The organism is Sphingoaurantiacus capsulatus (genome assembly GCF_042648405.1).
Lineage (GTDB): Bacteria > Pseudomonadota > Alphaproteobacteria > Sphingomonadales > Sphingomonadaceae > Sphingoaurantiacus > Sphingoaurantiacus capsulatus.
In genome coordinates this window covers 14,594-29,457 of sequence record NZ_JBHRXV010000012.1, presented here as the reverse complement: position 1 = coordinate 29,457, position 14,864 = coordinate 14,594, and the positions used below count along the sequence as shown (strand labels likewise).

The 14,864-nt window shown below is 66.9% G+C and carries 11 protein-coding genes; 4 read left to right on the top strand and 7 right to left on the bottom strand.

Annotated features, from left to right (window positions below):
- Nucleotides 1–3: 3 nt before the first annotated feature.
- Nucleotides 4–798 (bottom strand): TerC family protein, encoded by a 795-nt coding sequence (locus tag ACFOMD_RS16870; protein WP_380863543.1) that lies wholly within the window; start codon nt 796–798, stop codon nt 4–6.
- On the opposite strand from ACFOMD_RS16870, the gene ACFOMD_RS16865 reads away from it, so the two are divergent.
- The 4 genes from ACFOMD_RS16865 to ACFOMD_RS16850 all read left to right on the top strand — a co-directional run bounded on the left by ACFOMD_RS16865 (nt 797) and on the right by ACFOMD_RS16850 (nt 4,086).
- A complete protein-coding gene (locus ACFOMD_RS16865; RefSeq protein WP_380863541.1) occupies nt 797–979 on the top strand; it encodes a hypothetical protein in 183 nt (60 codons plus the stop codon). The two genes, ACFOMD_RS16870 and ACFOMD_RS16865, sit on opposite strands and share 2 nt — an antisense overlap.
- 97 nt (nt 980–1,076) lie before the next feature.
- Complete coding sequence (locus ACFOMD_RS16860; RefSeq protein ID WP_380863539.1) at nt 1,077–2,468, top strand: diguanylate cyclase; 1,392 nt, start codon at nt 1,077–1,079, stop codon at nt 2,466–2,468.
- Nucleotides 2,469–2,643: 175 nt separating this feature from the next.
- The gene (locus ACFOMD_RS16855) at nt 2,644–3,492 is read left to right on the top strand and encodes a cold-shock protein (protein ID WP_380863537.1); all 849 of its coding nucleotides are present in this window, start codon (nt 2,644–2,646) and stop codon (nt 3,490–3,492) included.
- Between the two features lie 207 nt (nt 3,493–3,699).
- Nucleotides 3,700–4,086 (top strand): response regulator transcription factor, encoded by a 387-nt coding sequence (locus ACFOMD_RS16850; RefSeq protein WP_380863535.1) that lies wholly within the window; start codon nt 3,700–3,702, stop codon nt 4,084–4,086.
- Between the two features lie 56 nt (nt 4,087–4,142).
- Here the strand turns inward: ACFOMD_RS16850 and ACFOMD_RS16845 are convergent, their stop codons facing one another.
- The 6 genes from ACFOMD_RS16845 to ACFOMD_RS16820 form a co-directional block, all read right to left on the bottom strand.
- Nucleotides 4,143–4,781, bottom strand: coding sequence for a TetR/AcrR family transcriptional regulator (locus tag ACFOMD_RS16845; protein ID WP_380863533.1), 639 nt, complete (start codon nt 4,779–4,781; stop codon nt 4,143–4,145).
- A 187-nt stretch (nt 4,782–4,968) separates the two neighbouring features.
- Nucleotides 4,969–8,109: a TonB-dependent receptor plug domain-containing protein gene (locus tag ACFOMD_RS16840; protein ID WP_380863531.1), complete on the bottom strand. Its 3,141-nt coding sequence runs from the start codon at nt 8,107–8,109 to the stop codon at nt 4,969–4,971.
- Nucleotides 8,110–8,443: 334 nt separating this feature from the next.
- On the bottom strand, nt 8,444–9,019 hold the full coding sequence (locus ACFOMD_RS16835) for a PadR family transcriptional regulator (protein ID WP_380863529.1): 576 nt from the start codon (nt 9,017–9,019) through the stop codon (nt 8,444–8,446).
- Nucleotides 9,020–9,150: 131 nt separating this feature from the next.
- The gene (locus tag ACFOMD_RS16830; protein ID WP_380863527.1) at nt 9,151–9,732 is read right to left on the bottom strand and encodes a GNAT family N-acetyltransferase; all 582 of its coding nucleotides are present in this window, start codon (nt 9,730–9,732) and stop codon (nt 9,151–9,153) included.
- Nucleotides 9,733–9,933: 201 nt separating this feature from the next.
- Nucleotides 9,934–11,859: a S9 family peptidase gene (locus ACFOMD_RS16825; protein WP_380863525.1), complete on the bottom strand. Its 1,926-nt coding sequence runs from the start codon at nt 11,857–11,859 to the stop codon at nt 9,934–9,936.
- A complete protein-coding gene (locus ACFOMD_RS16820) occupies nt 11,856–14,738 on the bottom strand; it encodes a TonB-dependent receptor plug domain-containing protein (protein WP_380863572.1) in 2,883 nt (960 codons plus the stop codon). The genes ACFOMD_RS16825 and ACFOMD_RS16820 overlap by 4 nt, the downstream gene beginning before the upstream one ends.
- Nucleotides 14,739–14,864: the final 126 nt, after the last annotated feature.

Here is a 14,864-nt window from a genome sequence, read left to right as displayed (position 1 = left end):
CGCTTACGTGTTTTTCGCGGCCTTTCGCTGCTGGGCGCGGCGCGAGAAGATGTTGAGCATCTCGACGAGCGTCGAGAAGGCCATCGCCGCGTAGATATAGCCCTTCGGCACATGCACGCCGAAGCCATCGGCAATCAGCACCGCGCCGATCATCAGCAGGAAGCCGAGCGCCAGCATCACCACCGTCGGGTTCTTCGCAATGAAATTCGCCAGCGGATCGGCGGCGAGCAGCATCGTGCCGACCGCGACCAGAACCGCGATCACCATCACCGCCAGATTGTCGGTCATGCCGACGGCGGTGAGGATCGAATCGATCGAGAACACCATGTCGAGCAGGATGATCTGGATGATCGCCGCGCTGAAGGTCAGCGTCACGACGCTCTTCTTGTCGAGCACGTCGCCGGTCGGCACCGGGTCCATCGAATGGTGAATTTCCTTCGTCGCCTTCCAGATCAGGAACAGGCCGCCGGCGATCAGGATGAGGTCGCGCCACGAGAAATTGGTCTCGAAGGTCGGTCGGCCGGTCGCGTCGAGCGGCCCGGTAAGCCCCAGGTCGAACACCGGCGCCACCAGCCCGACGATCCAGGCGATCATCGACAGGAGCGCGAGGCGCATGACGAGGGCGAGGGCGATGCCAAGGCGACGCGCCTTCTGCCGCTGCCCGTCGGGCAGCTTGTTCGACAGGATCGAGATGAAGATGAGATTGTCGATGCCGAGCACCACTTCCATGATGACCAGCGCGATCAGCGCCGCCCAGGCGGTGGGATCGGTGAAGAGCGCCTGAAGGCCCTCAACCATGGTGCAGCTCCGTCATAGGGAGGGCGAAAACGGCGTGATTCATCGACAGCAGCTCCTCGATCCGGCGTCAGATTTCGAGGGCTCGATGCGAGAAAAGAACGAAGACCTGCATCGAGCGCACTCGATGCGGTCCGACATCACCATCGCCGAAGCGATCGTCAGAGGGGCCCGGCCCGCATGAGCGCAGAACTACCGGTGCCGCGTGTCGGTTTCAAGCGGTCGCAAACGACGGTGGCCGCCGGTTCGCAATAACCCGGGTTTCTGCTAGGCGGGCGATCGTGAAGACGACAGCGACAGGATCGAGGGTCGAGCCGGTCCTCGAGCGGGCGGCCCACTGGCTCACCCATCTCGCGCGGCCGACGGTCGTGGCGCTCAGCGCGCTGATGCTGATCGTGGTCGGCGGGCTCGATCTTGCGATCGTGCGCGAGGTCAACCTCGGCGCCTTCTACGTGCTGCCGGTCTGCATGGCCGCCTGGGCGCTCGGCATCAAGGCGGGGCTGATCACGGCGGTCGCAGCGGCGGTGGCACGCACCATCTCCTATGCCGGCGACGTTGGCGTCGCCACGCCGGGGGTGCTGATCTTCAACGCGGGGTCGGCCATCGTGCCTTTCTCGCTCGTAGCGCTGCTGCTCGGCACGGTGCGCGGGCATTTCGACGACACGCGCGAGATGGCGTCGATCGATGCGCTGACCGGTACGCTCAACAAGCGCGCCTTCATGGAAGCGGCCGACGAGGCGCTGGCCCGGCTGCCGCGACGCGGCGGCGGGCTGATGCTCGCCTATCTCGACCTCGACGGATTCAAGGCGGTCAACGACACGGCGGGACACGCCGCCGGCGACGACGTGCTGCGCGCCTTTGCCGATGCAGCGCGGCAGGAAGTGCGCGCGGACGACCTGCTTGGCCGGGTCGGCGGCGACGAGTTCGTGCTGCTGCGCGGCATCGACGACCTCGCCGACGCCTATGCGACCGCGGCGGCGATCCACACCCGGCTGTGCACCGCGCTCGACCGCTTGCCCCATGCGGTCAGCTGCAGCATGGGCGCCGTCATCGTTCGCGCCGGCGATGTCGCCGACCAGCAGCGGCTGCTCGGCATGGCCGATGCGCTCATGTACGAGGTGAAGCGCTCGGGGAAAAACAGCCTGCGGCTGGCGCTTGCCTCCGACGACCATGGCTTCATGCCGCCGCCGGTGCCGGCGGACGAGGCCACGCGGCAGGGGGCGATCGACAAGCTCGAGCTGGCGCGCCTCGCCCGCAAGCCCGCCTTCCAGAAGATGGTGCAGCAGGCCGCCGACATCATCGGCACGCCGATGGCGGCGATCTCGATCATCGACCGCGACCGCCAATGGTTCGTTGCCGAAAAGGGAGTCGATGCCGACGAGACGCCGCGTGCCGTCTCCTTCTGCGGCCACGCGATCAACGGCGACGCGCCGATGGTGATCAACGATGCCGCGCTCGACAGCCGCTTCGGCGGCAACCCGCTGGTGCGCGGCGATCCGGGGGTGCGCTTCTATGCCGGCGCGCCGCTGGTCACCTCGGAGGGGCAGAAGCTCGGCGCGCTGTGCGTGATCGATACCCGGCCGCGTGAGCTGACCGCCGAGCAGGCGGCGGCGCTGACCGCGCTCGCCAGCCGAGTCGCGCACGAACTGGAGGCCGGCGGCGGCGAGGATTGAACCCGCCCGGCGCTCGACTCCTCGCGCCCCAGGGGCGCTCCACGGATTCAGCCTCGCGCGACTCCCTTTTTTCGTCTATGGCCGACGGTCGGCGCAGCTTTGTGTGCCGAAGGGCGTTTTGCCGGGCGGTGGTATTGGGCCGCTCACTTATGATGATACGAAAGAATTTCCCTAAATGAGCTTCGACAATCGCCGGCGTGGATCCGGCCGTGGTGGGTTCGATAAGCGCGGCGGCGGCGACCGCGACTTCGGTGGTGGCGGCTTCGACCGCGATTTCGGCGGCGGCGGCGGCGGTGACAGCTACGGCGGTGGACGCGGTGGCTTCGGCGGCGGTGGCGGCGGCGGTTACGGCGGCGGCGGCAATCGCTTTGGCGGTGGCGGCGGCGGTGGCGGTGATCGCTTCGGCGGCGGTGGCGGCGGCAGCCGCTTCGGCGGCGGCGGCGGTGGTGGCTTCGGCGGCGGTCGTGGCGGCGGTGGTGGTGGCGGCTTCTCGCCGGGCATCGCGGTCGGCAACGCGACGGGCACCGTCAAGTTCTTCAACGCGCAGAAGGGTTTCGGCTTCGTCGTTCGCGACGACGGCGGCGAGGATGTGTTCGTTCACATCTCGGCGGTCGAGTCGATCGGCCTGCGCGAGCTCGCCGAGGGCCAGAAGCTGGCTTTCACCCTTACCGACCGCAACGGCCGCATCTCGGCGACCGACCTGGTCATCGAGGGCGAGATCATCGAGCCGAAGCCGCGCAGCTTCGAGGACCGCGGCGACCGCGGCCCGCGTCCGGGCGGCGCCGGTGGCTTCGAGCGTACGCCGAGTGACGGCACGCGCTATGAGGGTACGGTGAAGTTCTTCAACGGCCAGAAGGGCTTCGGCTTCGTTCAGCGCGACGATGGCGCGCCGGACGCGTTCGTCCACATCTCGGCTGTCGAGCGGTCGGGCATGCATGACCTGGCCGAGGGCCAGCGCATCAGCTTCGAGCTGGAGGTCGACCGCCGCGGCAAGCAGGCCGCGACGAGCATCCAGTCGATCTAAGCGACACGCCGACTGAAACAGACGGGGCGGGCCGGCAACGGCTCGCCCCGTTTGCGTTTGGCGGGTTTGTCGCTCGGCGCATTTGTGTTTCAGGCCGGCGCGCCCGGACCACCCTCGTTAAGTTCCCAGATAGGCAGCGAACATTGCCCTGCGCATAGTCGCGCTCCACTGGACCCCGCGACCCTGCCGGGCCGCCATGAGAGGGTGATGGGCAGCCGCTTCGTTCATATCGTCGACGATGATCAGCCGGTGCGCGATTCGCTGCGCTGGCTGCTGTCGAGTGCCGATATCGATTCGCAGGCCTATGACACGCCCGAGGCATTCCTCGAGGCGACCCGCGCGCAGCCCGACGGCTGCGTGCTGCTCGACATCTGCATGCCGGGCATCGACGGCGTTACCGTGCTGAAGCGGCTGGCGAGCGGCGGCATGACCGCCCCCGTCATCATCATGACCGGCCACGGCAACCAGTCCGACGCCGACGAAGTGCTGCGCCTCGGCGCCGCCGATTTCATCGAGAAGCCCTTCGCCGCCGACCGGCTGCTCGCGGTGATCGAGCGGGTGATGGTGCCGCCGGCGCAGGCCGACGCGCGCTGACGAAAAATGGCGACCCCGAAGGGCCGCCAGTCGTGCAGAGCCACTGAATATCGGGATCAGGCTGCGGCGGGTTCGGCAAACTCCACCGCATAGGTTGCCGCCATCAGGCCGTTGACCGCCGCCTGACGCGCCGCCGCCACTTCCTCGTCGGACAGCGGCACCGAATTGGGCAGCAGTCTCGGCAGCAGCAGATTGCTTTCCAGCGTGCGGATGACGCGCTGGCTGGTGCCGGGCTGAATGCCGATTACCAGGCCATGCTGGTCGCCGGCGCGACGCACCGCCGCTTCGAAGCCACGCACCAGCGCGCCGACGATGCGGTCGCGATAGATCGGCTCGATCCAGTCCTGCCCGGCGCCGTCGCGCAGCAGCAGGTAGAACATGTCGCGGTAGCGTGCGCCCTGCATCAGCTCGACGGCATGACGGACGCAGGCGCCGACAGCGGCACCGACCGAGGCGGTGGTGCGCGGCGTGCGCGCGGCGACCGCGGCGACCTCATCGATCAGCGGTGCCACCGCAGCACGGTAGAGCACCTCGCGCGTTTCATACTGGCGATAGACCGCCCAGAAGGAGGCGCCCATCGCCTCGGCCACGCCCTTCAGCGTCAGGTCGGCGATCGGCCGTTCGAGAAATAGCGGCAGCGCGGCAGCGCGGATCGCGGCCCGGAACTGCTCACGCTCGACAGCGGTCATCGACATCGGCGTCTCCTCCAGATCAGTCCTTTTAGCACTAACAGGAATACCGCTCAAGCCGTGTCGATAGAGGGATATCGGCAGAAGACGCACTAATATTAGTTCGCCTAGAACTAGGAATTCGACGCCGACAAAGAGAAAGGGCGGACCTTTCGGCCCGCCCTTCCCTGTCCGGTCTTGACCCGGCGTCGCGCTAGAAGCGGACGCGGGCGCTGACGGCGAACTTGCGGCCCAGCGCGTCGTAGGTCGACGGGTAGGTGTTGCCGCTGTTGAAGGCGGTGGTACCGACCGTCGCACCGACCAGCGGCGGTGCCTTGTCGAACAGATTTTCGACCGAGAAGGTCAGGCTGATGTTCTCGGTGATGCCGAACCGCGTCGACAGGTCGAAGTAGTGGTAGGCGCCGATGTCGCGGAACTCCGGCTGCACGAGGCAGCCGCCGGTGTCCGCACCCTGCGGATCCGGGCAGCCCGTCGGGTCGGCCAGCGCCGCGGCGAGGTCGTCGGCGAACTGCTGCGGCTCGAACTGCACCGAGTCGAGGAAGCGCCAGAGCAGCGACACGTCGACGTCGCCGAAGCTGAGCGTCGTGCGCTGCGAGAACTGGTACTCCGGCTGGATCGAGCCGGTGCCGAGACCACCCGGCGAACCGCAGTTCGGCGAATAATAGCCGACGCACTCGCGGTTGATCGCGGTCGGGGTTGCCTGGAACTTCGAATCCTTGGTCCAGGTGCCGACGAAGCTCATCGCGAGATTGGCGAAGCCGAGATCGCGGGTGTAGTTCGCCGACAGGTCGATACCGCGGGTCAGGATGGTGCCGAGGTTCGACGATTCGAGGAACAGACCCGAAGTGTTCGCCGGGTTGCCGTTCAGATTGCCGGTGTTCGGATCGCGGCCGATGCGGGTGCATGCCGGAGTGAGCGACGCACCTGCCGGCGGCGCCGTCGGGGTTGAGCCGAAGCAGGCCGCGATCGCGTCACCGGTGGTCGGCACGCCGACCGCGCCGTTGATGCGGATGTCGAACCAGTCGATCGCGAGGCTGAGACCCGGCACGAAGTCCGGCTGCAGCACCACGCCGAAGGTGTAGGTATCCGCCTTCTCCGGTTTCAGCGCGAGATTACCGCCGGCGGTGACGTTGGCTTGGCCCGAGGTCGGCGCCTGGATGCCGCCGATGGTGAAGGCCGGCGCACCCTGCGCAAGGCAGATCGCCCGGAGTTCGGCGTTGTTGAGCGGTGCGGTGCCCTGGCACGGATCGGTGTTGAGCGTCGTCAGGCCCGTCGTCAGCGGCGTGAACAGCTCGCCGATGTTCGGGGCGCGGACGGCGCGGGCATACTGGCCGCGGAACTTGACACCATAGCCCGGCTCCCACTGGGCGCCGACCTTGTAGGTCGTGCTGTCGTAGGACGGATTGCCCGGCGCCTGCACTTCATACTTCGAGTAGCGGACGCCAGCCTCGACGCTAAGGCTTTCGAAGAAGGGCTTGTCCTCGACCAGCGGGGCGACGACTTCGCCGAAGATCTCCTTCACGTTGAACGAGCCATCGATACTCGGCGCGGCGCCGCCCGAGCCGCCGAGCTCGCCCGGGGTCTGAGACAGCGTGTCGGCCTTCTGCGTCGCGGTATAGTCGCGATACTCGGCACCGACCGCGAAGCCGACGGCTTCGCCCGCCCACGGCGAGGTGAAGCCGACGTCGCCCGACACCGCGCCGCGAACCTGCGCCAGCGAAGTGCGGTTGGTGGTGGTGGCTTCGGCGGTCAGGAAGTTGACCATGCCTGGCGACAGCGAGCCTTCCGGACCGAAATAGTCGGCCGGGACGCAGCCGTTGGCGGTGTTGAGGCAGGTGGTCGCGTTGGTCGCGAGCAGCGCCTGGCGGGTACGCGACGTCAGGACGTAACCCTGCAGCGTCTGGATGTTCTCGCTCTCGCCGTACGAGCCCGAGAATTCATAGCCGAGGTTGTCGTTGAAGTCGCCGCGCAGGCCGACCTGATAGTCGAACACCTGGGTGCGGAAGTCCGAGATACGTGGACCGGCCTCGACCGCGCGACGGCTGAGGTTGGTGGTGAAGGTCCGGTAGTTCGGATCGGTCGGCGAGGTCGCCAAGGCGGCCGCGGCGCATTCGGCCGGGGTCAAGGTCTGGATGCCGGCGGTGTTGAGGTTGCCCACCGCACCCGCGTTGGCACCAGAACCGTTGGCGCCGCCATGCTGGAAGTCGTTGCTGGCGCAGAACTGCGAGCGCAGGCCGGCCGACAGGAACGGGTTCGACACCGGGATCGTCACCGAGGTGGCGAACACGCCCGACCCGGCGATGATCGTCTTCACCGTGTTCTTCGAGAACAGGCCGCGCGAGAAAATCTCCACGCCGTCGGCGATCTCGTAGTTCGCCTGGCCGAACATGTTGAAGCGCTGGAACGGCGTCTGGAAGATGTTGAACGGGTTGAAGTTGAACGGCGCGTAGATGTTGTTGGTGCCCGTGGCGCGCACCGCGCCGCCGAGCGCCGGGTCGACCTGGCGGTTGCCACCGAGCACCCCGGCCGGGGCCGGGCTGGTGGCGACGATGCCGGCACGGGCGAAGGAGAACACCGACGGAACCGAGGTGTTCGAGCCGCCGCCGACGACGCCGGTGAACGAGTCGACGTTGAGGAACGAGATGTCGCGCGCGCCCTGGTAGACCGGATCGGTCTCCTGGTAGCCGACCGAGAACACCGCGTTACCGCGACCATCGTCGAAGTTCGCACCGACGGTGAGGTCGGCGCGGAAGCGGTTGCCGTCACCCTCTTCGGTGATCTGCTCCGAGATGTTGATCTCGGCGCCCGCGAAGTCCTTGCGGGTAATGAAGTTGACGACACCCGCGATCGCATCGGCACCGTAAGTGGTCGACGCGCCGCCGGTCAGCGTCTCGGTGCGCTGGATCAGTGCCAGCGGAATGTTGTTCAAATCGACGCGGCCGACGAAGTTCGACGGCGCGATGCGCTGGCCGTCGAGCAGCACGACGTTGCGGTTCGAACCCATGCCGCGCAGGTTGACGAACGAGGCGCCGCCGTTGCCGTTGTTCACCGCCGAACCGATCGACGGCGTCGCACCCGGCAACTCGCGCAGCAGCTCTTCGGCGACGTTCGCCTGCTGCAACTCGATCTCGTCCTGGCCGATCACCGATACCGGGCTTGACGCCTCGAGGTTCGGATTGCGGATCAGCGAGCCGGTGACGACGATCTCTTCTTCACTGGCCGTCGTGTCGGCGTCCGCCGTGGTCTGGGCAAGCGCCTGGCCGGTGAGGCCGAGCGCCAGCGCCATGCTGGCGCTCGTCGTCGCCAGCGTGCGCTTGAAACGGATGGTGGTCATTTTTCCTCCTGTCAGATGTGACGGACAGGCACCCCCACTCCCGCAGGGGGCGGCTGCCGCGACCCTTGCCGACTAGTCCTGTAAGAACCAAATTAGAAGCAATGTGGTGCGGAACGCACCAAGTTGCGCACAGCCGTTGCATAACTGCAACAGAGATGATCTCAGCCAATGAAGTTGATTATAAAGGAAAAATTGGCCGCGCGCTTATCAGGCCGCAGGCCGACCACCCTGCCGACATGCGGCAGTCCAGAAGGTACTAATAGAAATTCATTAATACTGGATAGGTCGCGGGGCGGTGATCAGCGGTCGAACCGCAGCCGCTCTCGCGGGAAATTCAGGCGGCCTCGCCGCCCTTCACCACATATTGCATCAGGCGATCGAGCCACTGCATGCGCGACTTGATGCCGGAGACCGCATTGTCGCGGACCAGCGCCTGGAACGGGATCTCGACGGTGGTGTCGTAGATCTCGACCTCCTCGAGCTTCGCGGCGAGCTGCGCCTTGGCGTCGACGATCCACTCGATCTGCTCGTCGCGGGTCAGGAGGTTAAACGACATCACCTTGGTGCGCAGCGGATCGATCGGCAGGAAGTGCGGCTCGCGCAGATCCTTCACCCATTGCTTCACCGCCTCGCCGCCCGCCTCGGTGCAGGACAGCCGCTCGGAACCGCGGCGGTCGCCCTCGATGGTCTCGGCGCTGATGAAGCCGCGGGCGCGCAGGCGATTGATCGCCGGGTAGAGGCCGCCCTTGCTCTTGTTGAAGCTGGCGACCGGCGACAGTTCGTAGATGCGCATCACCTGATAGGCGGTGACCGGCTGCTGACGCAGGATCACGGCGAGCAGGCTGCCCTCGTTGTCGGTCAGATCCGACGGTTCCGACGCCAGCGAATTCCTGGTCGTACGCCGCGGCATTGGCTTGTCCCCCTCCGACGGCGATGGCCGTCATCTCAAAGCCATATACCGGGCATCGAGGGGCAACAAGTTGTCACGCGCGCGAGCAGGCGCTCGCGCGGGAAGGGTAGGGCGAGAGGCGCGCTTCGCGGTTAGCCGATCGCCGCCGCCTTTCGGTTGGCGCGCCGTGCCGCGGCGGCGCAGAGCACCGCGCTCGGCACCGCAAAGGTGATGAAATCCTCTTCGGCACCCCGCGTATCGGCGAAGATGCGCCGACGGCCCTTCAACTGGAAGCCGAGGCCCTCGACGATCGCCTGCGAGGCGAAATTATGCGGGTGGATGCAGGCTTCGATCGCATCGAGCCGCAGCGCCTGAGCGAACCAGGGAACGGCAGCGCGGGCCGCCTCGGTCATATAGCCCTGGTCGTGAAAATCCTCGCCGAGCCAATAGCCGAGCGTGCCCAGCCGCCGCTCGCCGCCGATCACCGCGGCGCCGATCCAGCCGAGCAGCGCGCCCGAGCGGCGATCGAGGATGGCGAGGTCGGCGCTGTCGGCTGCGACGAGCCCGGCGGCGCTGCGCTCGATGCGCTCGGCCGCCTGCGCGGCGGTCATCGGCGACGGCCAGGAGATCAGCTCGCCGGCGACGAGCGGCGTCATCAGCCGCGCGGTGGCCGCCGCGTCCTGTGCCTCGACCGGCCGCAGCGCCAGCCGCCGCGTCTCGACCGTCATCGTCATCCGCCGAATCCTTCTTGCTCGACCGACCCACTATTGCGATATTGATCTAGTAATTACTATATTCAATATCATAATCGGTGTCGACGAACGGTAGGGCGATGTCGGCGAATGTCATTCGTCGGAGACGAACGTCGGAAGGACAAAAGAAAAGGGCGGGCGGCGCCGGGTGCGCCATCCCGCCCAGTCGGGAAGTGTCCGACGCTACGGCCGGAGGTAACGGTCGATGAACGCCATGATCCGGTGGTAGGAATCGACCTGATGGTCGAGCAGGCGCAGGCCATGCGCCTCATTCTCGTAGAGCTTCACCTCATAGCGCTTGCCGTGGGCGTCCATCGCCTGAGTGAAATTGTGGATCTTGGTCACCGGCTCGATCGGATCGCCATAGCTGTGGACGATCATGATCGGCGCCTTCAGCTTCGGGACATGCGTGACCGGCGAGGCGTTGCGATAACGGGCGAGCTGCTCGGTCTCGCTGCCGCCCAGATGCCAGATATAGTTGGGGGAGCTGTTCTGCGGATCGCCGACGATCTCGCCGAGCCCGAACACCGCGACGCCCATCCGGAACAGGTCGGGCCGCGCGGTCAGCGCCAGCTGGGTCATGTAGCCGCCCATGCTGTAGCCGAGCATGCCGACCCGGTCAGCATCGACATCGCCCCGCTCGCGGAGATAGCCGGCGGCGGATTCGATGTCCTTCAGCTGCGCGAAGCCCCAGTCGCCCTTTGGCAGGTCGCGGAACTTCGTCCCATAGCCGTTCGATCCGCGATGGTTGACGGTGAGGATCGTGTAGCCCGACTGCACGAGGTAGCTGAAGATCGGGCTCCACTGATTGTAGAACTGCCCGACATTATAGGTGTGGCTCAGCACCAGCGCCGGCAGCTTGTCGCCGGCCTTTGCCCAGGTCGGCCGGCGCAGATAGCCGTGCACCTCGACGCCGTCGTCGCTCTTCCACGTCACCGATTCCAGCCGGTCGAACTTGTCGGCGCCGAACACCGCGTAGGTTGATGAGGTCAGCCGCTTGGCAGTGCCGTTCAGCGGCTTCACATAGAGTTCGGGAATGTCGCGATAGCTCTCGTAGACATAGGCGACGGTGCGATCGTCGACCCAGCCGACCGGATGGTGCGAGCCGTCGCGGTTCTCGACGATCGCGGTGCGCCCAGTCGCGACATCGACGGTCCTCAGCCGCAGATTGCCCTGCTGGTTGGTGAAATAGAGGATGCGCTTGCCGTCGGGCGACCAGCGCAGCCCCATCGTCTGGATATAGTCGTTGTCGGGATAATCCTGATCCTCGGCAGCGCGCGTCACCTGCTGCTGACCGCTGCCGTCGGGGTTCATCGTCCAGATGTTGAGATAGCCCGACCGGTCGGAGATATAGGCGACGCGCTTGCCGTCGGGCGACACGCTCGGCCAGGCGTTCTTCGCGTCGTCGGCTGGCGTGATCCGCTCGGGCTCGCCGCCGCCGGCCACCGGCACGCGGTAAAGCCCGCGCGAATAGAAATGCGAATCCCGCGCCGCGGTGAACATCAGATGGCGGCCGTCCGCCGACCAGGCGGGGTAGATCGGCGTGAAGCCGGGTTGGGTGACCTGCCGCAGGCCGCTCCGCTCGCCGTCTGCCGGCATCACATAGAGGGACGGCCGGCCCCAGCGCGTCGAGACGAAGGCGATCTCGCGCCCGTCAGGCGACCACACCGCGCTGCGGTCGGCGGCGGCATTGGTGGTCAGGCGCTTCGTGTGCCCGTTGGCGACCTCGACGGTCCAGATGTCGCCCTGCCGCTCATAGCTGATGAAGCGGCCGTCGGGCGAAAAGGTCGGGTAGCTGGTGGCGTCCGATCCCGAGGTCAGGCGGATGGTGTCGCCGCTATCGATCCGCTTCAGGAACAGGTTGCTGTCCTCGCCGTACGCGGGGAACAGCGGGTGGCCCCAGTAGCGGCCGACGTGGGTGTAGACGATCGACTTGCGGTCGGGCGCCAGCACCGCCTGACCGATGCTGCGCGCCGCGACCATCTGCTCGATCGAGAAGCCGGGCGTGCCGGCGGGGGGGCGGGGCGGGTCGGCCGCGGCGACGGGCGCTAGGCCCGCCGCCGCCACCAAAGTTGCCGCCGCCCAGATGAGGAGGCGACGCCCGATCATTTGAAGCTGATCCGCGCGCCGACGAAGAAGGCGCGGCCCAGCGGGTCGAAGGTCTGCGGGTCGGAGTTGGAGTCGCCGCCCGGCCCGAAGCCGAGGATCGGCGGCTGCAGGTCGAAGATGTTGTTGAGGCCGCCGAAGATCTCGAGCTGATCGAGCAGCCGCCACTTGGCGTTGAGATCGACGTACATGCGGTGCTTCAACGTGCCGTTCTGGTTGGGCGCGGCGTTCGACGCGAGCTTCAGATCGCCGAGGTAGCTGCCCTGCAGCGACACCGACGCCGGGCCGCTCGACCAGGTAGCCCGGAGCAGGCCGGTCAGATCCGGCGTGATGCGGATCGAGTCGCTCGAACAGGTGCCGCCATAGGCACCGGCGCAGTCGATGATCGGCTCGCCGGGCAGCAACTGGGTCTTGTCGTCGAACTGCTTGGTCGCGACCAGCTGCAACGCAAGCGTCGCCGCCTCGCCGCCGATCTCGAAGAAGCTCGGCAGCGGCACCGGATAGGTGATCGCCACGTCGACGCCGCTGACCTTGCGGCTGGCGATGTTGAGCAGCGGCGCGCGGATGACGTCGATGTTACCCGAGGTCAGACGGCTGGTCGACTGGCAGGCGGCCGACGCGACGTCGAGCGTGCGGAAGCAGCTGTTGAGCAGCGCCTGCCCGCTGACCTGTGTGATCGCGTCGTCGACCTTGATGTTGAAATAGTCGATCGACAGGCCGAGCTTCGGCGCGAAGGTCGGCGTGAACACCGCACCGAGCGTGTAGGTGTCGGCCTTCTCTTCTGCGAGGGCGCGGTTGCCGCCCGATCGCACCTGGAAGCCCTGGCTCGCGCCGACCTGCAGGGTATCGATCAGCGCCGTCGGCACACCCTGCGCCAGGCAGACCTGCTTCTGCGCCGCCGTCGGCCGGTTGGCCGCAAGGCACGGATCGGCACCGCCGACGAAGCCCTGGCCCGGCGCGCCGAACAGCTCGTTGAGATTCGGCGCGCGGATGGCGCGGCTGACGCTGCCGCGCAGCCGGACGCCGTCGCTGACGATCCAGTCGACCGCGCCCTTCCAGGTGAACACCGACCCGATCGTCGAGTAATCCGACAGGCGGGCGGCGCCTTCGAGCGCCAATTCCTTGATGAACGGAATGTCGTGCAGCAGCGGCGCGCGCACCTCAGCGAAGATTTCTCGGACATCGACGTCGCCGCGGTTGATGATCGACGGGATGGTGCTGGCGCCGAGGTCGTTCGACAGCTGCGCCTGGTCGGGCACGGTGTCGAAGGTCTCCTTGCGCCACTCGACGCCGAACGCGCTCGACACCAGGCCGGCGGGGAGCTCGAACAGGTCGCCGGCGAGCGAGCCGCCCGCCACCTGCCGGGTGAAGCTGTCGTCGCGGCTGGTGTTGATCTTGAGGAAGTTGACCATCGCCGGGGTCAGCGCGTCGGTGCCGAAAATGGTGACGGGCGTACAGCCGAGCAGTTGGACGCGGCACTGCGGGACGCCGTTCACCAGCACCGCGTCGAGGCCGAGCGTCAGCCGCGACCGCGACAGGCGGTTGAACTGGCTGAACTTCGAATCCGACCGCGAATATTGGTAGAAGCTGTCCCACCGCCAGTCGTTGCCGAACAGGTCGACATCGCCGCGCAGGCCGGCGGTGGCGATGTAGCTTTCCGCCGTCGTCTCGACGGTGCGGTTGCCGAACTCGGCGATCTGCCACGACACGCTGCGCACCGTGTAGACGCCGTCGCCGTCCGAATCGAAGAAGCCGCGGTTGGCCGCAAAGAAGCTGCGCAACGCCGGCGAGAACAGCGGGTTGGTATCGGCGTTGGGAATGATCAGCGTGCCGGCTTCCTGGCCGGCGCTGTTCGGGTTCAGCGCTTCCGGCGCCTGCTGATAGGCGTTCACCTTCCGCGTGAAGAAGGTGTTGGCATAGAGCTCGATGCTGTCGTTGATCTCGTAGGACGCGGTGCCGCCCAATTGCCAGCGCTCGAGCGGGCGCAGCAGGAAGTTGGGGGCGGCATAATTATATTGGTCGGTCGGCCGGCAGAACGGCGCCGGCACGCTGCCGGTGCCGAAGCGCACGCCCTGGATCGGGCCGGGGCAGGCGCCACCCGGGTTGAGCAGGTTGACGCCCTGGATGCGGCCGAGATCGGGTGTGGTGACGCCGATCAGCGCGCCCGGAATGGTGCCGGTGCCGAACGGCTGCAGCACGCCCTGCGCATCGGGCAGGAACGGCTGGCGCGCGAAAGCGCGGTTGGCGAAGCGCACCGCGTTGCGATCGGTGTAGGAGCCGAACAGCGTGGCGTTGCCGCGGCCGTCGCTGCTGTTGGCGCCCAGCATCAGGTCGACCTTGTAGCTGCCGCCGTCGCCGCGCGTGGTCTCGCCATATTGCGCCTGCATCTTGATGCCGTCGAACTTGCGCTGGAGCACGAAGTTGACCGCGCCGGCGATGGCGTCGGAGCCGTAGACCGCCGACGCGCCGCCGGTGACGATCTCGACGCGCTCGACGAGCATGTCGGGAATTGTCGACAGATCGGTCAGGCCGGTGACGTCGGCCGGGATGTAGCGCCGCCCATCAACGAGCACGAGCGTGCGGACGGGGCCGAGGCCGCGCAGATCGGCGGTCAGCACGCCGGCGCCGCCGCTCTGGTTGGTCGAACCGGTGTTGCCCGGCTTGATCTGCGGAAATTCGTTGAGCGTGTCTTCGAGCGTGACGTTGCCCGACGCCTGGATCTGTTCCGCATCGACGGTGGTGATCGGGCTCACCGCGATCATGTCGCGCCGGATCAGGCGCGAGCCGGTGACAACGATCTCGCTTTCATCCGGGGACGAAGCGTCGGTGTCGGCTGCCGCTTCCTGCGCGGCGGCGGGCGCCGCCAGCAAGGCCGGCATCATCACCGAACTCAGCAAACACGCGATACCATTACGACGCGAACGCTTCATCCTGATCGTCATGTGAACTCCCCCTTGCGAACGTCTCCCGGAACAAGCTTGTCTTTGTTCAGCAAAAGCTATCGCTTG

Coding starts and splice junctions, on each gene's coding strand:
- ACFOMD_RS16865 (WP_380863541.1), top strand. CDS start 797: ATGGTGCAGCTCCGTCATAGGGAGGGCGAAAACGGCGTGATTCATCGA.
- ACFOMD_RS16870 (WP_380863543.1), bottom strand. CDS start 798: ATGGTTGAGGGCCTTCAGGCGCTCTTCACCGATCCCACCGCCTGGGCG.
- ACFOMD_RS16855 (WP_380863537.1), top strand. CDS start 2,644: ATGAGCTTCGACAATCGCCGGCGTGGATCCGGCCGTGGTGGGTTCGAT.
- ACFOMD_RS16850 (WP_380863535.1), top strand. CDS start 3,700: ATGGGCAGCCGCTTCGTTCATATCGTCGACGATGATCAGCCGGTGCGC.
- ACFOMD_RS16845 (WP_380863533.1), bottom strand. CDS start 4,781: ATGTCGATGACCGCTGTCGAGCGTGAGCAGTTCCGGGCCGCGATCCGC.
- ACFOMD_RS16840 (WP_380863531.1), bottom strand. CDS start 8,109: ATGACCACCATCCGTTTCAAGCGCACGCTGGCGACGACGAGCGCCAGC.
- ACFOMD_RS16835 (WP_380863529.1), bottom strand. CDS start 9,019: ATGCCGCGGCGTACGACCAGGAATTCGCTGGCGTCGGAACCGTCGGAT.
- ACFOMD_RS16830 (WP_380863527.1), bottom strand. CDS start 9,732: ATGACGATGACGGTCGAGACGCGGCGGCTGGCGCTGCGGCCGGTCGAG.
- ACFOMD_RS16825 (WP_380863525.1), bottom strand. CDS start 11,859: ATGATCGGGCGTCGCCTCCTCATCTGGGCGGCGGCAACTTTGGTGGCG.
- ACFOMD_RS16820 (WP_380863572.1), bottom strand. CDS start 14,738: ATGATGCCGGCCTTGCTGGCGGCGCCCGCCGCCGCGCAGGAAGCGGCA.